Annotated in this window: 24 protein-coding genes and 1 tRNA gene; 13 read left to right on the top strand and 12 right to left on the bottom strand. The window is 40.9% G+C overall.

Annotated features, from left to right (window positions below; all coding sequences use genetic code 11):
- Positions 1-8 precede the first annotated feature (8 nt).
- The 4 genes from BC659_RS11640 to BC659_RS11655 all read right to left on the bottom strand — a co-directional run bounded on the left by BC659_RS11640 (position 9) and on the right by BC659_RS11655 (position 3,543).
- Positions 9-854, bottom strand: a complete 846-nt coding sequence (locus BC659_RS11640; protein WP_133474926.1) for a type 1 glutamine amidotransferase — start codon at positions 852-854, stop codon at positions 9-11.
- A 118-nt stretch (positions 855-972) separates the two neighbouring features.
- Positions 973-2,094, bottom strand: coding sequence for a M42 family metallopeptidase (locus tag BC659_RS11645; RefSeq protein WP_133474927.1), 1,122 nt, complete (start codon positions 2,092-2,094; stop codon positions 973-975).
- Between the two features lie 35 nt (positions 2,095-2,129).
- Positions 2,130-3,047 carry a UbiA prenyltransferase family protein gene (locus BC659_RS11650; protein ID WP_133474928.1) on the bottom strand — a complete coding sequence of 306 codons (918 nt, stop codon included), beginning with the start codon at positions 3,045-3,047 and terminating at the stop codon, positions 2,130-2,132.
- A gap of 37 nt (positions 3,048-3,084) precedes the next feature.
- The gene (locus BC659_RS11655) at positions 3,085-3,543 is read right to left on the bottom strand and encodes a hypothetical protein (RefSeq protein WP_133474929.1); all 459 of its coding nucleotides are present in this window, start codon (positions 3,541-3,543) and stop codon (positions 3,085-3,087) included.
- Positions 3,544-3,571: 28 nt separating this feature from the next.
- Here BC659_RS11655 and BC659_RS11660 point away from each other — a divergent pair, with 28 nt between their 5' ends.
- The 6 genes from BC659_RS11660 to BC659_RS11685 all read left to right on the top strand — a co-directional run bounded on the left by BC659_RS11660 (position 3,572) and on the right by BC659_RS11685 (position 9,433).
- A complete protein-coding gene (locus tag BC659_RS11660; protein ID WP_246027127.1) occupies positions 3,572-4,555 on the top strand; it encodes an acyl-CoA synthetase family protein in 984 nt (327 codons plus the stop codon).
- 90 nt (positions 4,556-4,645) lie between these two features.
- Positions 4,646-4,732: transfer RNA gene (locus tag BC659_RS11665), tRNA-Leu, on the top strand.
- Between the two features lie 124 nt (positions 4,733-4,856).
- Positions 4,857-7,085, top strand: a complete 2,229-nt coding sequence (locus tag BC659_RS11670; protein ID WP_133474930.1) for an ABC transporter substrate-binding protein — start codon at positions 4,857-4,859, stop codon at positions 7,083-7,085.
- On the top strand, positions 7,078-7,482 hold the full coding sequence (locus BC659_RS11675) for a response regulator (protein WP_133474931.1): 405 nt from the start codon (positions 7,078-7,080) through the stop codon (positions 7,480-7,482). The genes BC659_RS11670 and BC659_RS11675 overlap by 8 nt, the downstream gene beginning before the upstream one ends.
- A gap of 616 nt (positions 7,483-8,098) precedes the next feature.
- Positions 8,099-8,725, top strand: coding sequence for a response regulator (locus BC659_RS11680; protein WP_133474932.1), 627 nt, complete (start codon positions 8,099-8,101; stop codon positions 8,723-8,725).
- Between the two features lie 288 nt (positions 8,726-9,013).
- Entirely contained in the window at positions 9,014-9,433 is a 420-nt protein-coding gene (locus BC659_RS11685; protein WP_133474933.1) for a response regulator, read from the top strand.
- A gap of 9 nt (positions 9,434-9,442) precedes the next feature.
- Here the strand turns inward: BC659_RS11685 and BC659_RS11690 are convergent, their stop codons facing one another.
- From BC659_RS11690 to BC659_RS11715, 6 genes are all read right to left on the bottom strand, one after another.
- Positions 9,443-10,180: a LytR/AlgR family response regulator transcription factor gene (locus tag BC659_RS11690; protein ID WP_133474934.1), complete on the bottom strand. Its 738-nt coding sequence runs from the start codon at positions 10,178-10,180 to the stop codon at positions 9,443-9,445.
- A 69-nt stretch (positions 10,181-10,249) separates the two neighbouring features.
- Positions 10,250-11,317, bottom strand: a complete 1,068-nt coding sequence (locus BC659_RS11695) for a sensor histidine kinase (RefSeq protein WP_133474935.1) — start codon at positions 11,315-11,317, stop codon at positions 10,250-10,252.
- Positions 11,318-11,320: 3 nt separating this feature from the next.
- Entirely contained in the window at positions 11,321-11,680 is a 360-nt protein-coding gene (locus BC659_RS11700; RefSeq protein WP_133474936.1) for a DUF4288 domain-containing protein, read from the bottom strand.
- 22 nt (positions 11,681-11,702) lie between these two features.
- Positions 11,703-12,452, bottom strand: a complete 750-nt coding sequence (locus tag BC659_RS11705) for a LiaF transmembrane domain-containing protein (protein ID WP_133474937.1) — start codon at positions 12,450-12,452, stop codon at positions 11,703-11,705.
- Positions 12,453-12,575: 123 nt separating this feature from the next.
- A complete protein-coding gene (locus BC659_RS11710; RefSeq protein WP_133474938.1) occupies positions 12,576-13,508 on the bottom strand; it encodes a DMT family transporter in 933 nt (310 codons plus the stop codon).
- A 153-nt stretch (positions 13,509-13,661) separates the two neighbouring features.
- The gene (locus BC659_RS11715; protein ID WP_133474939.1) at positions 13,662-14,474 is read right to left on the bottom strand and encodes a 2,3,4,5-tetrahydropyridine-2,6-dicarboxylate N-succinyltransferase; all 813 of its coding nucleotides are present in this window, start codon (positions 14,472-14,474) and stop codon (positions 13,662-13,664) included.
- 89 nt (positions 14,475-14,563) lie between these two features.
- Between BC659_RS11715 and BC659_RS11720 the strand changes: the two genes are divergently transcribed.
- The 6 genes from BC659_RS11720 (at position 14,564) to miaA (ending at position 19,665) form a co-directional block, all read left to right on the top strand.
- Entirely contained in the window at positions 14,564-15,136 is a 573-nt protein-coding gene (locus BC659_RS11720; RefSeq protein ID WP_133474940.1) for an L-threonylcarbamoyladenylate synthase, read from the top strand.
- Between the two features lie 154 nt (positions 15,137-15,290).
- Positions 15,291-15,503, top strand: coding sequence for a hypothetical protein (locus BC659_RS11725; protein WP_133474941.1), 213 nt, complete (start codon positions 15,291-15,293; stop codon positions 15,501-15,503).
- A gap of 38 nt (positions 15,504-15,541) precedes the next feature.
- Positions 15,542-16,540 carry a glycosyltransferase family 9 protein gene (locus BC659_RS11730; RefSeq protein ID WP_133474942.1) on the top strand — a complete coding sequence of 333 codons (999 nt, stop codon included), beginning with the start codon at positions 15,542-15,544 and terminating at the stop codon, positions 16,538-16,540.
- Positions 16,541-16,567: 27 nt separating this feature from the next.
- Positions 16,568-17,986, top strand: coding sequence for a CCA tRNA nucleotidyltransferase (locus BC659_RS11735; RefSeq protein ID WP_133474943.1), 1,419 nt, complete (start codon positions 16,568-16,570; stop codon positions 17,984-17,986).
- Between the two features lie 65 nt (positions 17,987-18,051).
- Positions 18,052-18,615, top strand: a complete 564-nt coding sequence (locus tag BC659_RS11740) for an IS1096 element passenger TnpR family protein (RefSeq protein WP_133474944.1) — start codon at positions 18,052-18,054, stop codon at positions 18,613-18,615.
- A gap of 126 nt (positions 18,616-18,741) precedes the next feature.
- Positions 18,742-19,665, top strand: coding sequence for a tRNA (adenosine(37)-N6)-dimethylallyltransferase MiaA (gene miaA, locus BC659_RS11745; RefSeq protein WP_133474945.1), 924 nt, complete (start codon positions 18,742-18,744; stop codon positions 19,663-19,665).
- 30 nt (positions 19,666-19,695) lie between these two features.
- Here miaA and BC659_RS11750 read toward each other — a convergent pair whose 3' ends face one another.
- Together BC659_RS11750 and BC659_RS11755 are read right to left on the bottom strand one after the other, a co-directional pair.
- Positions 19,696-21,225, bottom strand: a complete 1,530-nt coding sequence (locus BC659_RS11750) for an OmpP1/FadL family transporter (RefSeq protein ID WP_133474946.1) — start codon at positions 21,223-21,225, stop codon at positions 19,696-19,698.
- 86 nt (positions 21,226-21,311) lie between these two features.
- Positions 21,312-22,088: a hypothetical protein gene (locus BC659_RS11755; protein WP_133474947.1), complete on the bottom strand. Its 777-nt coding sequence runs from the start codon at positions 22,086-22,088 to the stop codon at positions 21,312-21,314.
- Positions 22,089-22,225: 137 nt separating this feature from the next.
- Between BC659_RS11755 and proS the strand changes: the two genes are divergently transcribed.
- Entirely contained in the window at positions 22,226-23,704 is a 1,479-nt protein-coding gene (proS, locus tag BC659_RS11760; RefSeq protein WP_133474948.1) for a proline--tRNA ligase, read from the top strand.
- Positions 23,705-23,713: the final 9 nt, after the last annotated feature.

The following is a 23,713-nucleotide window of genomic DNA, read 5'->3' on the forward strand; positions in this document are numbered from 1 at the left end:
ATAAATTATCACCGGGCCATAACTGGTTCCCGTGTAGCAAGCTGAAGAAAATTGGGTAATACAGTCTTGTAAGTGGCAAGAATTTTGCCCGGGTCCTGTAATTGTTCTACCATGCTTTGCCATTTTGCAGCACCGTGGTTTTCAATCACCGTCTGTTTTTTGTCTTCACGCATCAGGTACATATGCATACCTGATGCATCAGCTTCAGGGTGAAATTGTGTGCCGATAAAATAGTCTGTAAACCGGATGGCCATAACGGCTCTTTCATAGGGCACATGTGGCCTGTTTTTTTCGATGGCAAGAATCGAAGCACCCATTTTTCGAAGCTTGCTGATATCCGGTTCAATAACCTGGTAATCGCGGCTGTCTACCGTATAAAACGGATCATGCAAACCCTCGAAAACAGGTTCATCGATGCCATCATCCAGCATATGTACAGGAAATACACCAAAAGCTGTTGATTTACGTTTGCAGACATTCCCAATGGCATAATGACGGCAAATGAGTTGAAAACTATGGCAGATAAAGAAAACATGTTTTTTGGAGGGTTCCTCACTATTGGCATTCCAGTCTTCTATTTCACCCAGCCATTTGAAATAAGCTGCCTCCCATTCACTGCCTTCCGATTCGAGCGGGGAGCCAGGGCCTCCACTGGAAATATAAAGATCGAAAGAAGTATCCGGAACAGACAAATGCTGTCGCACATCAAACTCCTTATAAAAAAGATCCAGTTCCCTTTCCCTGCACCAGTCATGAATAATCTCCCTGATACAACGCATACCCTGGTTGGCCTGACCTTCATACAGATCAAGAACAGCGATACGTATTTTTCTTTGCTCACGCCAGCTATTCATCGGGCAAACTTAACATTCTTTAGTGAATGGCAGATGTTAGATAGCAGATGTCAAATTTTAATTTGGATCCAATACATTAAAAACATCTGATATCTGCGATCTGATATCTGAAATTTTATCAGAGATAACTCAGGTTGGTTTTAGGTGTCAGTGCCAGCAAACTATGGTACATCAGTTTAATGGTTTCCTCTATATCGCTTTTATGCAACATTTCTACTGTGGTATGCATATAACGTAGCGGAATGGAAATTAATACAGATGGGCAACCATCATTGGCATAAGCAAAGCTGTCTGTGTCGGTACCTGTGCTTCTGCTCAAGGTTCTGAACTGAACGGGTATTTTATTTTTTTCAGCTACCTCTTCTACCAGTTTCAGGAGTTTATTGTGAATAGCAGGTGCATAGGCGAGTGAAGGGCCCTTCCCACACTGAATATCTCCTTCGATGATTTTGTTGATCATGGGTGTGCTGGTATCATGTGTAACATCGGTAATAAAAGCTACATCTGGTTTTATCCTTCTGGCAATCATTTCAGCACCTCTCAACCCGATTTCTTCCTGTACAGCATTCACCACATAAAGGGCAAAGGGCAGTTTCTTTTTATTTTCTTTGAGCAGTCTGGCTACTTCTGCAATCATAAAGCCTCCTACGCGGTTATCAAAAGCGCGGCCGATATAAAAATCGTTGGCGAGTTCATCAAAGCCCTCCTGATAAGTGACCACGGAACCGATATGGATACCCAATGCCTCTACCTCTTTACGGCTCCGTGCACCACAATCGAGGCATAGATTATCTACTTTTGGTTGCGGTTCTTTTGCATCCGGATTACTGAGGCGGGTATGAATAGCGGGCCAGCCAAAAACAGCTTTTACCGGGCCTTTTTTGCCATGGATCCATACACGCATGGCCGGTGCAATCTGATGATCGACACCTCCATTTCTTTTCAGGTAAATCAAACCCTGGTCAGTGATATAATTTACAAACCAGCTGATTTCATCTGCATGGGCCTCAATCACTACTTTGAATGGGGCTGTTGGGTTGATAACACCTACTGCTGTTCCGTATGGGTCTGTAAAAAAACTGTCGGTATAGGGCTTCACATAATCCAGCCATACTTTCTGGCCACTGCTTTCAAACCCTACCGGAGAAGGTGTATTGATATAATTTTTGAGAAAATTCAGCGATTGATCCGTGAGAATGGATTTAGCTTTTGTTTTTGTAACTGTCTTAGACTTAGCCATACGAAAAGTGTTGAATTGATATATGAATGAACTGATTACCTGATGCCGATAAAACTGCCTATGATGCCACAAAGTGCTTTTATCAGCATTAATCCGTCAATGATTGCAAGATAATAGAGAATGCTTTTACGGCGGTGCATATAATAGGTTACAATTATCAACAAAATAAAAGGAATAGTGTTGATGACCATCCGTAAAGGAGGAAATGAATGGGTAATGCCATACACCAGAAATACGCCCAACCCTATCAGTGTTAAAGGGATGATGATAAAAAACAAGGTCTTTCTCAGTCCATAACGAACTACAAAAGTTTTTAATTCTTCATTGTGATCGGCAGCGTAGTCCTTGATATCGAAAAGAATACATAACATGGTAATGTACATACCATTTTTAATAAAAAGCAGCAGGTGAAATATGTCGGGTTGGTAAGGCTGATTATTTTCCAGAGCGGCAAAAAAAGCAGGGTATACGGTAACAACACCTGCCCAGATAAAACCGATTACAAAAGGTTTGATCCAGCCATGGGAGCGAAGGCTGCTACCTTTGATAAAAGGAAGACGGTTGCCATAATACCAGCCTGCCATCAGTGGGAAAAAAGCCAGTATCAACCATTGCCAGATATGTATGCCAGTAAGTTTATCGATCCAGTCTATACCGAGATAAATGCTGATAAATAGAACGATACCCGTGAGTATCGATTGTGAACGATATACTTGTTTTTTATACTGTTTGTACCAAAGACTTCTTGGATGGATATTCAATTGCTGGCTTTCATTCAGGTAGGCATGGGTATAATACAGAACGGTAACAGCAAACAGGAGGGTATAAAATAACAGGCTGTTTAAAGGATAGCCCTGCTGAATGTTGGCTTCAAGGGCAAGTGCTACCACACAGCAGCCATAGAAATAGTTGCCAAAAAAGAAATGCTGGAAAAAGCGTTCCGCAGATTTCAATAACAGCTTTTTAATGCCTTATTGCCGGGTTTAAAAACTATTTTATGATAATAATATCCGGCGATACAACTGTATCGCTTTGGTTTTTTGCTTTATCACGGGTCCAGAAACGAAAGTAACAGGTATCGTTCTTAGAACAGGTTGGAATCACTGTATAATTAGAGCCGGGTACAAAGCCTACACTGTAACCAACTTCAAATACACCTTTCAGGTTACTGGTGGCAGTAAAAGAAGGAATTTTTGCACGGTCGCTGAAGTTATTACAGCCATTTACCTTTGATATTTTCTGTACCCAGATACTGTCCTGTACATCGCCTTCCTTGTCTGTAAACTCTATGGAGAACAGTATGGCAGAATTGCTGCCAAAGACTTTCCCGTTTACACTTTTAAAAGTGAGTTGAGGGCGGGTCGTGTAAGTATCTTTTTTACAGGCTGAAATGCCTAGTATAATTGCGCTTAATATCAATAATTTTGCCTTCATTCGTTCTGCTTTCATATCAAATTTAGTTAAAACATTACAATACATGACCGGGTTGCCGTTTGATGTTAACAATATTTTCTCTCTTTCTGCCGCTCAGTTCGATGCAACCTGCATGGCCGTTTTTCAATACCAGTACCAATCCAATCCAATTTACCGGAAATGGTGCACTATGATTGGTAAAACGCCCCTTCAGGTTCAGACACCTGTCGGTATTCCAACGTTGCCTGTATCTTTTTTTAAACAGGAAACCATTCTGAGTGCTTTTCCAGCTACCCATTACTTTGAAAGCAGTGGTACTACACATACGCAGAATAGCCGGCATTGGGTGTATGATCTGGATCTGTACCGCAAAAGTTTTAACAGGGCTTTTGAACTGTTCTATGGGCCTGTCAACGAATGGTGTGTCTTGGCATTGCTTCCTGCTTATCTGGAACGACAACATTCGTCGCTGGTTATGATGGCTGATGAATTGATACGTGATAGCGGGCATCCTTTAAGTGGTTTTTATCTGTATGACCACGACCAGCTCAATCATACACTGGCTCAATTGGAACAGCGTGGGCAAAAAACACTCCTGCTCGGCGTAACCTTTGCCTTGCTTGATTTTGCAGAAGCGTATCCTCAGCAGCTCAGGCATACCATTGTGATGGAAACCGGCGGTATGAAGGGCCGTAGAAAAGAAATGACAAGGGCTGAAGTACATGATGTGCTTACCCGCCAATTGGGTATCAAATCCGTTCATTCTGAATACGGTATGACAGAATTGCTGAGTCAGGCCTATTCAAGGGGAGAAGGTATTTTTGAATGTCCGCCGTGGATGAAAGTGCGGGTTCGGGATGAGGAAGATCCGTTTGGTCAGGCTTTCAATGGGAGGGGTGTAATTGAGGTGATTGATCTGGCCAATCTGTATAGTTGTTCCTTTATTGCTACAGAAGACCTGGGACGGGTATATGAGGATGGCAGTTTTGAGGTATGGGGGCGCCTGGATAACAGTGATATCAGGGGTTGTAGCCTGTTGGTAATATAGAAAAAGAATGAATTAAAATTTACTTTGGCAGATAGGAGGGTTTGCCATTATATTTGCAGCCCTGAATCAATAACCTTAGGTTATTCACCTGCCCAGGTGGCGAAATTGGTAGACGCACTGTGTTCAGGTCGCAGCGCCTTCACGGGTGTGCTGGTTCGAATCCAGTCCTGGGCACCAGAAAGAGACGTTAACCCGTCTCTTTTTTTATATCTACCGGGAAAATCTCCCCATAAACTGATGACGCAGACAAGTAAAAAAACTATCTTGTATGTAGCTACACCATACAAGCTGTAACGGGTCCATGAGAACAGTCAGATATCTTTTTACCATCCTTTTGTTAACCGGTATGTGCCGTTTATCGTATGCTGCCAGCGATACGATACATGTTCAGCTAAAATGGTGGCATCAGTTTCAGTTTGCGGGTTATTATGCAGCAGAACTCAAAGGGTTCTATCAGCAGGCAGGATTGAAGGTAAAACTCATTCCCGGAGATCCTTCTCACGCTGCTGTTCCCGAAGTGTTAGCCGGCAATGCCGATTTTGGTATAACCGGATCTGATCTGGTGGTGAATTATGCCAAAGGCGACCCATTGATAGCTCTGGGTGCAATTTTTCAGCATTCGCCCTATACCATTCTTTCACTGAAAGAAAAAAAGATCCATATACCTTCTGATCTGATCGGAAAAAGATTGATGGCTTCTCCTGATCAGGGCTGGACAGAATTGAAAGCGGTATTTCTTAAAGAAGGGATCAATCCGGATTCACTGAAATTGCTTTCGCATAGCTGGAAAAATACCGATCTGATAGAAGATAAGGCGGATGCTATTACAGCTTACATATCCGTTGAAATAAACCAGTTTAGGAAAGCAGGTGTGGAACCCTCTTTTATACTACCGATTAATTATGGAATCGATTTCTATGGTGATATTTTATTTACCAGAAAAAAAATTGCAGACTCGGATCCTGTCACCATTTCAAAATTTCGTAAAGCCAGTTTTGAAGGTTGGGAATATGCTATGTCGCATACCGGAGAAATAGCAGATTACATATTAACCCTTCCTGGGGTAAAAGAACGAGGTGTAACAAAAGATGATCTGCTGGTAGAAGCAGAAGCCATGCGTAAGTTGATTTTACCAGATCTGGTTGAAATTGGTCACATGAATGAAGGCAGATGGCGGCATATTGCTGATGTGCACCAAAAACTGGGCATCATTACAAAACAGCCCGACCTGAGCGGTTTTTTGTATGACGGTACAAAAAAAGTATCGTCAAAATTCCTCCGAAATACGGCTTATGTACTCATCGGGGTATTGTTACTGTTGTTGCTTTCAGTTTTATATGGGTTCTCTCTACGTAAAGCGGTGAGAAAACGTACCGAAGATCTTGAAAAAGAAATCATTGAACGGGCCAATGCACAGCAGTTGCTTTTGATCAGTGAGCAACGTCTGGAAATGGCAACGGTTGCCGCAGGGTTGGGTATTTGGGACTGGGATATTAAATCGGGTGAAGTTTACTTTAATGATCAGTGGAAGTTGATGCTGGGATATGCCCCTGATGAACTGCCGAACCTCTTTGCTACTTTCGAAAAGTTATTGCATCCGAATGAAAAGGAAACCTTGTTGCACTTGTTACACGAACACCTGGAGGGACGCAGTTCGGTGTATCAGGCAATGATCAGGATGCGGACAAAAGACAAAAGATGGAAATGGATATTAACCATGAGCAAGGCTAGTTTGCGTGATGAAAAGGGTCAGGCAATACGGTTATCAGGCATACATCTCGATATAGATGATATCAAACAAAAAGAAATAGAACTGAAAGAGCTCACACAGGAACTTATGCATAGTAATAATGAGTTGCAACAGTTTGCTTATATCACATCGCACAACCTGCGTGCCCCTGTAGCCAACCTGATAAGTCTGTTGGGACTTTTCGATCGAAGCAATCTTTCAGAGAGAAACAACGTGTTTCTTGAAAAGATGGAGATTAGTGTTGAACGTTTACATGCCACACTCAATGATCTGAATGAAATACTGTCTTCCAGAATTAACAAGGCCGACCGGGAAGATAGATTGGTATTTGCTGAAGAACTATCCAAAGTGAAAGACCTGATTTCAGAAGAAATTAGGTTGAGAGAGGTAACTATACAATCAGATTTCTCAAAAGCACCTGAAATCTTTTTTTCCAGAAAAGTGATACACAGTATTTTATTAAATCTTCTCACCAATGCTATTAAATACAGAAGACCGGGTGTTCCTCCTATTATTCAGGTGTTTACAGAGGAGGATGGCGATTATATAATACTATATGTAAAAGATAATGGGCTTGGAATTGATATGGAAAAATATGGCAACAAAATATTTGGTCTGTATCAGCGTTTCCATGATAATAAAGACGGTAAGGGACTTGGTTTGTATATTATTAAAAATCAGGTAGAAGCATTGGATGGGAAAATTGCGGTAGAGAGCATGTTAAACAGCGGAACAATGTTTCATGTATTTCTGAAGAAAAAAAAGAGTTTCTATGAGTAATGAGCCATATCATATTTTGTTGGTAGATGATGATGATGTTACCAATTTCCTCAGTAGGGAAATGCTGCGTATATATATGACTGCTCCCAAAATTGATATTGCCTTGAATGGTCAGGAAGCCATTGCTTTCCTGCTTGCTCATGCCAATGAACCTGATAAGCTTCCTGATCTCATACTGCTGGATATTAATATGCCTATTATGGATGGCTGGGAATTCCTTTCGGAATTTGAAAAAATACGTACATCGGGGTTCGAAAAAATTAATGTCATCATGTTTACTTCCTCGGTTTATTATGAAGATATTGACCGGGCCCGCGGATCTGCCATAGTAAAGAATATTTACTCGAAACCCCTCGATGAGCAGAAGATCAGAGAAATTATTGCCTCATGCCGGTAAAATCGGGCAAGCATTATATGTAGAATAATATATATTTAATATAAAAAAATCTGTAATGCATTTATATTAAATATATTTTTATTCATTTTCAAAAATAATCTTGAATAGCCTTTTTAAAAATTCGGTGTTTTCCCCGGCATAATTCAGTGAATAAAACAGTAGCCAGACCCATCATCTGATGTATTTTGCACTCAGTAAATAATTCGTAAGAGTTGTTTCGCCATTATCCTGAAAACCAAAGAAAAATGTAATAATCCGTTATTACATTTTTTCCCTCGATCCAATTTCCTTTAGTATAAAGAATCCTATATTCTACTGTAAAAGCCAAGAGAATGGAGCAACTAGTTGCTCCATTCTCTTTTTCAACACCATCCAAACGTAAAATTTCGCGGATACTTTATCATAAAAATTGAGTAACTTTCCTTTAACAGTTGGTAACTGTCAATAATTGTATTCACTGGTTTTTACCTATGCTGTTTTCAGGTTCTTTCATTTCGAGAAAATATATCTTTTGGGCAGAACAATAAAGCGGCATATAATTGCGTGTATAGCATATATTAGTAGCGTATTTTGTATAACTGTTTTTTATATCCATTGACTGACTAAAGGGAACTTCATGAGAATATTGATTGCAGATGATCATAGCCTAATCAGAGAGGGTTTGCGTAAGATTTTATTGGAATCGCTTCCCTTTGCTGAAGTGCATGATGTGGCAGATTCAGCCGATCTTTTTAAAAAAGCGATCAGTGAAAAATGGGATATCATTATTTCCGATATCAGTATGCCTGGGTATTCAGGTATTGAAATTCTCAAACAAATAAAGGAACACGCTCCCAGTACACCTGTATTAATGCTTAGCATGCATACACCGGAACAATATGCGGTACGCGCCATTAAAGCAGGTGCATCCGGTTATCTCACCAAAGAAAGCGCACCTTATGAACTGGTGAAAGCCGTACAACAAATACTGAGTGGGCGTAAATATATTACCAGTGAAGTAGCAGAAGTTCTGGCGGGATCACTTGAACAGAAAGACCAACGGGCGCCTCATGAACAATTATCTGACCGTGAGTTTGAAGTATTCAAGATGATTGTAATGGGTAAAAGTATCTCAGAAATAGGAGAGATACTATCGCTGAATGTGAATACGATCAGTACTTACAGAGCCCGTATTATGGACAAAATGAAATTACATAATAACGCCGACCTCGTTAAATATGCCATCCAGAATAACCTGGTTTAACCGTTTCTGCGAAAAATAAGGGTTAATGTGTAGTGAAATAACTACATTGATTTCACAGATTGTGTTATTCATGATTTCAGAAATAGGAGGGTTCTTTGTATAACAAACCGAGCCTTCCCCCCATAATGCCGGTTTACCATTTAAATTCCACTGTCCTTATTGAAATCCATTATAGATTGGTAGTATTACCAGGTTTGAACGTATTTATCCTTGAAAAACCTTACAGCCTATGGCTGCATGAGCTTTGTAGGGATTAACCCTGCAAAGCTCTTTTAAACTAATGTTCTAATGATGCCATTGCCTGTTATGGTTAATAGTGCGCTGAAAATATTATTGATAGATGATTCTGAATTCATACTTCAACGTATCCAACACATGTTGGAAGGAATGAATCATGTGAAGGAAGTACGTACCGCCACCAGTGCTGAGGAAGCGGATGTATGGCTCGAATCTTTCAATCCTTCCCTGATATTTCTTGATATCAATCTCCCCGGCAAAAACGGTTTGCAAATGCTTAAAGATATCAGAAGTAAAACAACCATTGATCCAACGATTGTTATCCTAACGAATAATACATTGTCGGGTTACAGGGTAGAATGTATGCAGGCTGGTGCTGATTATTTTCTGGATAAGGCAAAAGATTTTTCGGCTATCCCTGATATCGTTCTTCAAACAGTCGAAAAAGTAATTTCCAGTTCCGGTCATTGATGCTGTTACTTATATCCCAAGTGCCGTTTTTAATCTTGCATAACCCGATTTGCTAACGGGTAACCTTATACCAATACTGAGAATCGCAAGATGACCTTCTTTTTCATACGGATCGATTCTGCTGATCAGGTTTACATTTACCAGGTAGGATCTGTGTATTCTTATAAACAGCGAAGGATCCATTTTCTGTTCAAAAAACTGCATGGTTTTGTTCTTGAGAAATACCCCTTCAGCAGTATGAATTTTTACATAATCATCAGCCGATTCAAAATACTGTACCTGTGATGTGGGAATAATTTTAATCTTGCCATTATCTTTTAAAACAATTCTGTTTTGCTGCTGTGCAGTACCAGAAACAGCATTCAGTAATTCGTGGGTTCTGTTGTGTTGCAATTGTTGCTCTGTGGCCTTCCATTTCTCTATTGCTTTGATAAAACGCTCTTTGCTGAATGGTTTTAGCAGGTAGTCGATAGCATGTGCCTCAAAAGCCTTAATAGCGAATTCTTCAAATGCTGTTGCGAAAATAACAGCCGGTGGATTTTCAATCAATTCAAGCATTTCAAATCCGTTGATCTTGGGCATTTGAATATCTAGTATTACCAGATCGGGCTGATGTTGTTGAATGGCTTTTACGCCCTCGAAACCATCACCACACTCCTCAACGAGTTCAATATCAGGATAGGCCTGTAAATATTCTTTTACAATACTTCTGGCAAGTGGTTCGTCGTCTATAATGATTAGTTTCATGGCTTCGTTTTATGGGTATTCGTCATTACTGATTTCGTAAAGTGTGATAGCAATCACTACGTCCTTGTATTACATTTTATGATGCATTATTTCAGGGTTGTATTGAGGTATAAGAATATGTGTTGTAAATAAGCTGTCTGTTTTAGATGTGCGTATCAGATCCTGTCTGGCATACAATAAGTATAGTCTTCGCGAAATCGAAGCCAGTCCAAATCCTGTACCCTGTGTAGTTATTGTAGTAGAGGGGTCAAAGGGATTTTGGATCACGATTTCCAGCATATCCGGCCTTTCACCCTTTGCCAGAATACTGATCAATACCTCATCTGTTGTATCATACAAGCCGAATTTAATGGCATTTTCAACCACGGGTTGCAAAAGCAAAACAGGTATCTGCATTTTGGATGCCTGCTCATCTATTAACAGACTGGTTTGCAGACGATGTCCGAATCTCACTTTTTCAATATCAAGGTACAATTGTAAATGATGGATCTCTTCCTGCAGGCTTACCTGTTGGTGCTCTTCTTTTTTTAAAGTGCCCCGGAGGAAGTCAGATAATTGCTGAATCATATGTCTTGCCTTCTCAGGCTGAGAACCGGCGAGTGCACTGATAGAGTTCAGACTGTTGAATAAGAAATGGGGCTGCAACTGTTGCCGCAATTTGAGTAATTCTGCATCTTTTGAAATCTTTTCTGCCTCTTCTTTTCTTTGCTCATTTTCCTGCTGCTCCAATAATGTGTACCACAATAAACTGATCATTGACATACAGCCAATCATCAGGAATCCGGTAATGTAGCGTATATAAAAAGATTGCCTCAAAAGACTCAGGTAAACATCATCTTCTTTAAACCAAAACTTTAAAATAGTACGGGCCAGAAAAAGATACAGACTGCTTAATACCAGACTTATAATAAGAATATACCAGTATCGCTCTTTTCTAGGCAGATAATACTTCATATTATTAACCACCAGCAAACAAAATGATGCCAATAAAAAGTTGGAAGTGAACGCATCAGTTACAGATTGTATAAAACTGATCTGATATTCTCTTAATACCCATACATGTATAATCGTCCATACCAGCCACCAGGTAAAGAATGCTACATAAAAATTACGGCCTTTTGTAATGGGTGTTACCATAAGCTATAGTGCCTGCAGAAACTGATCTGTACAGTTCGATAACAAATATCCTGCTTTTAGACGAACTTCCTGCTGGTAACGCATACTGTCTGCCGGTAAACAAATCTGCGATAATACTTCTGCTCCGTCAATCATATTATTGAGTTTGTATAATTCCGTTACGTCAATAAAATGCCAATTGATCTGATGAATGGTCTGCGCATCGGCAATAAGTTGTTCCTGATGCCCTATCTGCTGTGCTTTATGAAAAGCATGCAGTGCATCATCCGCCTGAACCAGTCGCAACTGCTCATCAAATTGTACAGGGTCAGGTTCAGAAGGTGACTGAAACCTGTAAATAAGTTTTGCCAGAAACCATTCCATACAATTGGGTTGAAAGTGTAGATTAATAACTCTTGATTTCAATGCCGCCAAATACAGATGTGCCACTCAGGATCAGTACTTTATCCGGATCAAATTTACTTCCGGGTAACAGGTTGCGTTTGTCTTCAATACCTGCAAATACGGCAACCGTTTCAGATCGTACTTCCCAGTTAGGAGGCACTACGAGCTTTGCACCACCAAAAACAATGGTTACTTCCAGAAAAACAGGCCCTTGTATATCTGCCTGTGTCAGGTTAATCTGAGAACCACCCATAAAGCAAACAATTTCTCCTCCTTTGAAATTTTTCGAGGTCACCATTTTCTTTACTTCACCAAACACAGAAGTGCTGTCAATCCTGTCTTCCGACGATGGTGGAAAATCGTTGTCAGACCCATCCTGCTGCTTCGGTTTGAAATTAAGCAACGGATCCTGGCTGAGGGAGGTTACTTTGGGCCTGAAAATGAATAATATACCAATGCCAATAATAAGACCAGGCCATAGAAAACGACGTATCTCCACATCTTTTATCAGTTCATCAGACATAAAAAATAATCCAACAGCAATCATAATGATCCATGAAACGCCACGGAACCTTACTTTTAAACCAGATACCAGACCTACCAGTACCAGAATGGCCGACCAGTCGTACAACCATGATGGAATATATACACCCACTCTTTTCAACAGTATTACTGCACCTATGAGGATTAAAATGATACCCGTGAAAAATCGGTCATTGTGGTTCTTTACATTGAAACCTCTGTTTCTCATTTTGATTAATTTTCAACAAAACTAAATCTGTAATTAACCGTAGTAAAGTAGAATTAGGCTATAACCGGAAAAAGGGCGGTAAGTGTACGAAAATGGTCGGTAAATGAAAACGATACCCCTTCCTTAAGCAGGTTCGCCGGCCGTTTTAGATTGCCAGCCAATGAGTAATACACCAATGATTACAAGAATGGTTCCGATGATCTGTTCTGCAATAATAGATTCGCCCAGAAAAAAATGTGCCTGTAAAATCGTAGATACTGGTCCGATACTGGTAATAATAGCTACATTATTACTGCCGATTTTTTTCATGCCAACACTCATCATAAAAGAAGGCAAAACGGTAGCAATCATCGCAAGCGCCATGCCATAACCGGCCAGAGTGCTATTGAATTGTAAAATACCTCCGCCTGGTTGCTGAATAAGGTAGTGGATAAAAATACCCGCCGTAGCAGTAAGCATGGCATAAGCCGTATAGCGGGTAGCGCCCACACTGGTAACAAGTCTGCCAGTACCTACCAGGTAAAAAGAATAAGTAATGGCGCAAAGAAATATCATAAAAGAACCGTAGAAAAACTGCGGACCATACTGGGCCGCTCTGATTTCGGCCCAATATGCAATACCAATACCAATATAAGTAAGTACCAGTGCAATGATCTGGACCCGACTCAGTTTGGTTTTGAAATAAAAAGTATTAATGAGTACTGCGAACGTAGGATAGAGGAACAGTATCAATCTTTCCAGACCTGCAGAAACATATTGTAAACCGATAAAATCGAAAAGACTGCTCAGGTAATAACCAAATATACCCATAAGCATGATCCATATCCATTGCTTTTTGGTGAGTGACTTTGTTTCCTCTTTTCTGCCCGCCATCCAGGCAGCGCCAACATAAAAGGGAAGAGAGAATAACATACGTAGACTCAACAAGCTGAGCGCATCTACTTTTGTTTCAAAGAAGGCCAGTTTTACAAAAATGGCTTTGGTAGAAAAAAAGATGGCACCAGAAATAGTAATCAAAAAACCAGCAAGACTTATTTTTTGAACCTGGGTATTCACATGTTTATGGTTAATGGCTTATGGCCTGTAGCTTATGGCAAATGGTTAATAGCCTATGGCTTATAGCATATAGGGGATGGCTAATAGTTATTAGTTAACATGGGCTATGATCCATTCACTATACGCCATTAACTATAAGCCATAAGCTAATTACTACACACTCACATTAAAATCTCTCAATGCGTCATTCAGACTCGTTTTAAGATCTGTACTGGCTTTTCGCTGGCCAATGATGAGGGCGCAACTTACCTGGTATTCTCCGGCATTGAATTTTTTGGCGTAGCTGCCGGGTATCACAACACTTCTGGCTGGAACACGGCCTTTGTATTCAACAGGTTCACTACCACTTACGTCAATGATTTTTGTTGATTGGGTCAATACCACATTGGCACCCAAAACAGCTTCTTTTTCAACAACCACACCTTCAACCACAATACACCTGCTGCCAATAAAACAACCGTCTTCAATAATTACAGGACTGGCTTGTAAGGGTTCCAGCACACCTCCGATACCCACACCCCCACTCAGGTGAACAGCTTTGCCGATTTGGGCACAGCTACCTACGGTGGCCCAGGTATCAACCATGGTACCTTCATCTACGTAGGCGCCAATATTTACATAACTAGGCATGAGTACCACATTTTTTGCTACATAAGCACCATAACGGGCTATCGCATGTGGAACGGCTCTTACACCCAGTTCTTTATAGTTCGACTTTAATAACATCTTATCATAAAACTCAAAAGGAGGCAGGTTCCAGGTTTGCATCTGCTGTATGCCGAAATACATAAGAATAGCCTGTTTTACCCACTCATTTACTACCCATTTACCCTCTTCCGGATCTGCCACTCTCAGGCGCCCCTTATCTACTTCTTCAATAACAGCCCTAACAGCATCGCTGTGTTTATTGGCCTGTAACAATTCTCTGTTTTGCCAGGCTTCTTCAATCAATGTTTTGAGTTCCATTGCCTTAAAATTTTTGCAAACATACAGGTTCATAAGAAAGGTTGTGTCTTCAGCAGCATATTCAACACAATTTGTACATTGCAGCTACGATGCTCCCATTTCAAAATGATATGGATGCCTGCCTGGAAGTGCTGGAAAGAGGAGGCCTGATTCTATACCCCACCGATACCATCTGGGGGATAGGTTGTGATGCCACGAATCCGGCAGCCGTTGAAAAAATTTTCCACCTTAAACAAAGGGCAGAGCATAAGGCCATGATTGTACTGGTAGCAGATGAAAGAGATATTCTGCAATATGTAACCCAGCCTGATTTACAGGTTTTCGACTATATAAAGGGGGTATCCAAACCTATTACTGTTATTTACGACGGGGTGATTGGCCTCGCCGATGCCTTACTTGCAGAAGATGGTTCCGCAGGTATCCGGATAACAACGGATACATTTTGTAAACACCTGATCAAAAGATTCAGAAAGCCATTGGTAAGCACTTCTGCTAATATATCCGGGTATCCGGCTCCTCAAGCATTTCAGGATATAGAACCGGCTATTAAGGAGGGTGTAGACTATGTGGTACGCTACAGGCAGGCAGATGATCATTATTACAAACCCTCCTCAATCATAAAATGGGATAAAAACGGTGTTTTAACCATCATTCGCTCCTGATTGTGCATAACCCTGTGCGAAAATCACTTTTTCTGTTAATAGCCTGAAAGTGAATGGATTAGCCTCAATTTGCCTCATGGTGGCAGGAATTTTGTTGAACTTTTAGTTGTATTTCTTGTTCTATTTTCCAAACTTAATGTAAGAATACAATCGCATGGCACGTGTAATACTCGATGTACCCAATGATAAAATGCAGCCCTTCTTAAAAGCTATCCTGAATTTAGGGCTGGATCGTCATGCGATCAGTTCCAATACACCAAAGAGACGGCTGCTATCTGCACAAAACCGGAAAATCCTGAAACATCTCTCCGGAAGTGTCCTCCTCTTTGATTGGGAATTTTTCAGCAATGAACTCGAATACGAATAGTCTTTACAGGAAAGAACGCTTTATAGTAGTTTTGCCTGATGCAGCGAATCCTGGTTATCCAAACTGCTTTTATTGGTGATGTAGTACTGGCCACGGGCTTACTTGAAAAATTACATCAGAAATTTCCTCAGGCGAATATTGATATCGTCGTTCGAAAAGGTAATGAAACACTTTTTACGGATCATCCATTTCTTCAGACAGTCTATTGCTGGGATAAAAAAAAGAATAAATACCTGCACTTATTAGAATTGATACGGTTGATTCGACGAAAGAAGTACGATACGGTCATTAATGTACAACGTTATGCAGCCACAGGGTTGTTAACAGCTTTATCAGGTGCCAGAAAAAAAATAGGTTTCGATAAAAACCCGTTTCGATTTTTATTTACCGATATTATACCACATGATTTTTCGGGTGAGGGTGATGCAGTACACGAAATACAAAGAAATCATGCTTTGATAAGGGCTATTACCGATGAACACGCTGCAAAACCCAAACTCCATCCTTCTGAAGCAGATGCGAAAGTTATTGCCTGTTATCAAACAAAGCCCTATGTCTGTATTGCACCCGCGTCTGTATGGTTTACCAAACAATACCCGGCAACGGGGTGGATAGAATTAATCAGGCAAATACCAGATACTTATACGATCTTTTTATTGGGTGCGCCCGGCGACAGGGTCCTTTGTGAAAAAATTGAACAACAATCGAACCGTTCAATCATCAATCTGGCAGGAAAATTATCTTTCTTATCCTCAGCAGCATTAATGAAAAATGCTGCTATGAATTATGTAAATGATTCGGCACCCATGCATTTTGCTTCAGCTGTGAATGCCCCCGTAACCGCTGTTTATTGTTCTACCATTCCTTCATTCGGGTACGGTCCGTTGTCCGACAGGTCCTTTGTTGTAGAAACACCTGTTGCATTGAATTGCAGGCCCTGTGGCTTGCATGGACATACAAAATGTCCGCAAGGGCATTTTCATTGTGCGGTTAAGATTCAGACCCAGCAACTGCTCGAAACACTATCTGCACCTTAAAAACAGAAAGGAATTACATTTGCAACGATGGATATTGTTTGTACAGATAAGGAGTCACAGATTTTTCAGACCATTGCAAAAGCAGCGGCATCTCTCGACCTGCCCTGTTATCTGATTGGTGGATTTGTAAGAGATAAGCTGATTGGCAGACCCACGAAGGATATTGATATTGTTTGTATCGGTGATGGTATTTCATTGGCACATAAAGTGGCTGAATATTTTCAGCCCAAACCACATGTGTCTTTTTTTAAAACTTTTGGTACCGCACAGATTAAAATCGATGACCTGGAAATTGAATTTGTAGGGGCCCGGAAAGAAAGTTATGCCAACCACAGCCGTAAACCGGATGTATTGCCGGGAACCATCGAAGATGACCAGAACAGACGTGATTTTACCATTAATGCACTTGCCATTAGTTTGAATGCAGCTGATTATGGTACCCTTATAGACCCCTTTAATGGACGAAAGGCACTGGATGAGAAAATCATCGTAACACCACTGGAGCCCTCTCAGACTTTTAGTGATGATCCTTTGCGTATGATGCGAGCCATTCGTTTTGCAGCGCAGCTGAATTATACGATTGTGCCGGAAACACTGGCTGCCATTGAAGCCAATGTGCATCGCATCAGTATTGTATCACAGGAACGGATTACCGACGAAATCAATAAAATCATGTTATGCAGGCGGCCTTCCGTGGGATGGGATCTTCTGTTCAGAACCAGGTTATTGCATAAGATATTTCCGCAGATGGTCGATTTACACGGGGCGGCATATATTGATGGCATCGGGCATAAGGATAATTTTTACCATACGCTACAGGTGCTGGATAATATTTCAGAACATACAGACGATCTGTGGCTGAGGTGGGCAGCTTTATTACATGATATCGGAAAACCTGCTACCAAACGTTTTGAAGAAGGACATGGATGGACCTTTCATGGCCATGAAGTAGTGGGAGCCAGGATGGTTCCGAAAATATTTGCCAAACTGAAACTGCCACTCAACGAAAAAATGAAGCAGGTGCAGAAACTGGTACTCTTACACCTGCGCCCGATCAGCCTTACCAAAGAAAATATTACCGATAGTGCTATCAGACGTCTGTTATTTGATGCAGGAGAAGATATCGATGCGCTGATGATGTTATGTTCGGCAGATATTACCAGTAAAAACAAAACAAAAGTAAAGCGTTACCTGCAGAATTTTGAATTGGTGAAACAGCGACTGGAAGAGGTAGAAGATGCTGACCGGATAAGAAACTGGCAACCACCCATTACGGGAGAAATCATCATGCAGACTTTTGGATTAACACCCGGCAGACAGGTTGGCATTATAAAAGATGCTATCAGGGAAGCCATTCTTGATGGACTGATACCCAATGAATATGAAGCGGCAAAAGCATTTATGTTGGCCAAAGGGGCAGAACTGAACTTGCGGACGGTGGAATAAATTGTATTTTAGCAGTTCAAACAGTACCTCGTACTATATTGATCAATAAAAACTGAACAAACAGAATGGCGGTTTTAAAATTTCGGATTTACCTGGAAGAAGATGATGCGGTTTACCGTGATATTGTTATCAAACATACCCAGCATTTTATTGATTTGCATTTTGCCATTCTGAAAGCATATGAGTTCGATCAGAAACACCAGGCAACTTTTTTCCGTAGTAACGATAACTGGCAGAGAGGTCGTGAAATCAGTTTTGAAAAATACGACAAAGCCTATGTTGCTGACCCTCTTTTAATGGCTGAAACCACCATAGGAAGTGAAATCAGAGACACGAACCAGAAATTTATTTATCTGTATGATTTCGCTAAGAACTGGACCTTTCTCATTGAATTAATCAATGTGAGCAAGGAAGAAAATGCAAAACTGAATTACCCTGCTATATCAAGAATAGAGGGCATTGGTCCGCAGCAATATGGCACCAAGAGCTTACTGGGCGATAAATTTGCCGATATTGAAGAGAAATATGATCTTTCAGAGGCTTCAGACGGTTTTGGGGAAGAAGGTGAGGAGGGAGAATCGGATGCTGATGAATTCGGCAGCGAAGAAAGTACCGAAGAGGAATTTTAATCTATAAATATACCCTGCGAAATCTCCATTAGCTCCTTTCCCTGTGGTGAAATACATGGCCGAACTGTAAGATATAACAGGAGACTATAAGTGATCTCGAAAAGTGGATAGATACAATATTTTATTTTGCCCCAACAAAATACCGTAATACTGATCGCTGGTCCTACTGCCGTTGGTAAAACAGCAGCCGCCATCAGTTTGGCAAAACAGTTCCACACAGAAATTATTTCAGCCGACTCCAGACAGTGTTATCGTGAAATGAATATCGGGGTGGCTAGACCTTCCCCGGAAGAGTTACTGGCAATACCTCATCATTTTATTGCTTCCCATACCATTCACGAAGAAGTAAATGCCGGTGTTTTTGAAACCTATGCACTTGAAAAAGCAGAAACCTTGTTCAAAGAACATCCGATTGTGGTACTTACAGGTGGTACAGGTCTTTATATAAAAGCTTTTTGTGATGGTATAGATGAAATGCCTGCGATTCCATCTGAGATCCGCAAAAGAATCATTCTGTCATATGAAGAAAAAGGGTTGGGTTGGTTACAGGAACAATTAATGGAGAAAGATCCTTTATTCTGGAAAACAGCCGAACAACAAAATCCTCAACGCTTAATGCGGGCCCTGGAATTCATAGAAGCGGTGGGTCAATCCATAACCTTATTTCGTTCCGGGAAAAAAGCCGAAAGGCCCTTTCAGGTCATCAAAATCGGTCTGGAGATGCAAAGAGATTTACTCAATACACGCATCAATCAACGGGTAGATATGATGATGCAATCAGGTTTGCTGGAAGAAACCAAGCAATTGTTCCCTCTTCGTCAACTAAATGCACTACAAACAGTGGGCTATCAGGAACTTTTTGACCATCTGGAAGATAAGACAGATCTTAACAGAGCTATTGAGCTTATTAAACAGCACACTAGGCAATACGCCAAAAGGCAGATGACCTGGTTTAAAAAAGACAGCAGCATTCATTGGGTAAATGCTGCTGTAGATATTGAAGATCAGATTTTCAGCTTTCTTAAGCCATACAATCTGTTTCCCGTTTAATATACTCTTTCTTTCTTCTTTTGTGGTGTATTAAAACTTAAATCCGAAAGTTAACATCACATTTCCTCTTGAGCCGGTTTGTTCAGCAAAAGTATTAGGCTTATCGTTAAGTCTGTAAGCAAACTGAACATCGCGGTTGAAAGCATGGGCATAACTCAGGTCAATGAAAATACCTTTGTTACGATAGCCCACACCTCCTGTTGCCATAATGCGGTGTGCTTTTAATTCACTCTCTTTATACGGACTTCCATAATAAGCTCCCCCAAGACGGAACATTACGGTATGGAACTTCAATTCACCACCTAAACGGAAATTAATATTGCCTTTGTAAGTGTCTTTGATTACGTTGTTCAGCATATTATAATAACTCACAAGTGCCTGGTCATTCTGGTCTTCTGCAGAAAATCTTGAACCACGATAGTTAACATATTCAAGATCGGCACTGATGAATGCTCTCTGTCTGCGTGTATCTTTGATTTCACGGAATACATAACTGGCACTTATTATAGCACGCCAGGGGGTTACAAGATTGTAATTACTGTTACCCGGATTACCACTATTGAGGTTATCGCTTTTTTCTGAACGCAGGCCTGCATAAGTTTCAGTATTGGCCGTCATAGAAGCACGAACCCTGTCTTTAAAACTGATCAACTGTGGTGTATGAAAGGCAAAGCCAACTCTCCAGTATTCTTTGGGCTTATAAATGGTACCCAGCTTAGCACCGATACCTAAACCACGGGAAGAAAACTGCTCTTTAAATTCAAAATAACTGAACTGGTTATTAGGGTCATTGGTCGCATCTGTTTCTCTGTAAGTAAGGTCTCTGTTATAACTGATAACCGGAATGGTAAGGCTACCGCCTACATATAGTTTGTCTTCCATATTACCAGCCATACCCAGCGCAATCTCATGGTAACCACCACGTGTTATGGCATCATAATGCTGGTTTACACCGGTTGAAATAGGAACAAGACTCTGGTAACCGCTAAAAATACCCGAGGCATTATTGGCAGTATCAATAAGGAATGTTCTGAATGCCAGTGAAGAACCGAAAATATAATTACTCAAAGCTGCATTGGTATCGGCAAGATCACGTGTAAGCTCTTCCAGGTATTGTTCTGAAAAAGAACTCATGTTGTTAAAGCCTTTGAACTGAATCCTGTTATTATAACTGGCCAGCTGGTTCACAGAAATGGCAAAAGCACTGCTGGTCCATTTCCTGTTCTTTTTATAACTACTGCTCAGAATCAGTCCCGAAGCACCATAACCAAAATTATTTTTACTGTTGACTGTATCTGTTCCTCGGTATTTAAACTTGTTGTTGTTCAGCAAGAATCCTGGTGATAAAACAAATTCATTGGTTTTAAAAAGACCCAGGCCTGCGGGGTTTACGTGGTTAGCGGTGATTTCACCACCCAATGATCCCATTACTCCACCTGTGGCAACGTTTCTGGCAGAACCATTTTGATTGAACCATGCCATCCGCAATGAGTAATCCGGGTTCTGTGCCGAAGCTGTAAGGGTGAACAGGATTGCGATAAAGGGTAAATATGATTTCATATTACAATTCGTTTGGATATAGGTTTAGTATTTGGTGCGAGTTATACACCGTGATGTTATTAGTTGCATCCGCAAAAGATGTTGGATTAATTACCTCTGCCACCCCTGCCAGAACTGGAACTGCTACCTGTACTTTTCACGCCACCGCTGTTACCACCCGCATTGCTGCTTGGCGTAGCTGTTGAACCATTAGTACCGGAAGAGAAACTTCTCACAGGTCTGTCAATGCTGGTACCAGAACTTGAACCATTGCTTCCACCCGTAAATACTCTTTTCAGCAGATTGCCAAAACTGTTATTGTTACCGTTGGTATTGGTAAAAGTCCCGGTTTTAGGATTATAATAACCCTGGTTACTATTATTGAAACCTTTGGTATTTCTGTAGGCAGCTAAATTGCTTCCTGAAGTACTGCCATTATAAAACTTAGGTGTCGAATAAACAATAACTGTATACATAGGGTTGTTCCAGCCCCATCCATAATAACCCAATCCTGTATAGGGCCTCCATCCGCCATAGCCAAGACCTAAGTGCCATGGGTTGTTCCAGGTATAAGTATTCCAGTTATTATAGGGATTTATGCGGTTAAAGTCATAGCGGCTGTCGTACCAATAATCAAAATCATCAATACCTGACCAGCGGTTTCTATTGGCAACCTTCATACGCAGGTAACGATCATCCTGACTACTGATATATTCTTCATATCGCTCCTGTTGTTCCTTCGCTTTCTCCTCTTCTTTTCTACTGGCACCTTCGCGACCGGGTGAATAATAAACATCGTCAGGTGTCTGCCCCGACTGATAAGCAGTCGAGCAACCGGACAAAAGTCCTATGGCAAGTAATGAGCTGAGTAATGTTGTTTTCATAACAAGAGGATTGACAAGGTTATATAATGTGAAGTTACATACATTTGCGCTGTTATGGCTTCACAGATATTGCGGCAATTAGTTTGCCAACAAACATCTGTAAGCAATATATTTTGTTAAGAGAATTATAATATTTTATGAGTAAGGAAATAACTTCCCGGGAGCAGGATTATTCACAGTGGTACAACGACCTTATTTTGAAGGGGAGTCTGGCCGATTATAGTGCTGTTAGAGGTTGCATGGTCATTAAACCCTATGGTTTTGCACTTTGGGAAAATATGCGTGATGTATTAGACAGAATGTTTAAGGAAACTGGCCATCAGAATGCCTATTTTCCTTTATTCATACCAAAAAGCCTTTTTGAGGCGGAAGAAAAAAATGCCGAGGGTTTTGCCAAGGAATGTGCCGTGGTTACCCATTACCGTTTGAAAACCGACCCGGATAATAAAGGCAAACTTATTGTTGATCCGGAAGCGAGGCTTGAGGAAGAGCTGGTTGTACGCCCAACCAGTGAGGCCATTATCTGGAATACTTATAAAAGCTGGATACAGTCGTACCGCGATCTACCCATTCTGGTAAATCAGTGGGCCAATGTGGTTCGATGGGAAATGCGTACCCGTTTATTCCTCCGGACAGCCGAATTTTTATGGCAGGAAGGACATACGGCCCATGCTACCAAAGAAGAAGCGGTAGAGGAAACGGTAAAAATGCTGGATGTATATGCTGATTTTGTAGAAAACTGGATGGCAGTACCGGTTATTAAAGGTGTAAAAACACCGAATGAACGTTTTGCAGGTGCAGAAGACACTTATTGTATCGAAGCCATGATGCAGGATGGAAAAGCTTTACAGGCAGGAACCTCTCATTTTCTTGGACAGAATTTTGCCAAAGCATTTGATGTAAAATTCAGCGACAGAAATAATAAACTCGAATATGTGTGGGCTACCAGCTGGGGCGTAAGTACCAGACTGATTGGTGCACTGGTAATGGCCCATAGCGATGATGACGGACTCATTTTACCTCCCCGCATCGCACCTATTCAGGTGGTGATAGTGCCGATTTATAAAGGAGAAGATCAGAAAGCAAAAATTGATGAGCATGTGCAGCAATTGGTGGCAGAATTAAAAGCACTGGGTATTACTGTAAAATATGATGACAACGATAACACAAGACCCGGATGGAAATTTGCTGAGTATGAAATGAAGGGGGTACCCGTACGTATCGCACTCGGTTTACGTGATCTGGAAAACAATGTGGCTGAAGTGGCGCGAAGAGATACCAAAGAAAAAAATACGGTTTCACTTGACGGACTCTCTGCTTATATCAAACAACTACTGGAAGATATTCAACAGAATATTTTCAATAAAGCTAAACAATTCAGAGATGAACGTATTACACCCGCTAATAGCTGGGATGAATTTATAAACCTGCTCGATACCAAAGGCGGCTTTATTTCTGCTCATTGGGATGGTACCGGAGAAACAGAAGAAAAAATCAAAGAATTAACCAAGGCAACCATACGTTGTATTCCTTTGAACAATGTTCAGGAAGAAGGTAGTTGTATACTTACCGGCAAACCTTCTACCCAGCGTGTATTATTTGCAAGAGCTTATTAAAAATGATCC

The organism is Sediminibacterium goheungense, from assembly GCF_004361915.1.
Taxonomy (GTDB): Bacteria; Bacteroidota; Bacteroidia; order Chitinophagales; family Chitinophagaceae; genus Sediminibacterium; species Sediminibacterium goheungense.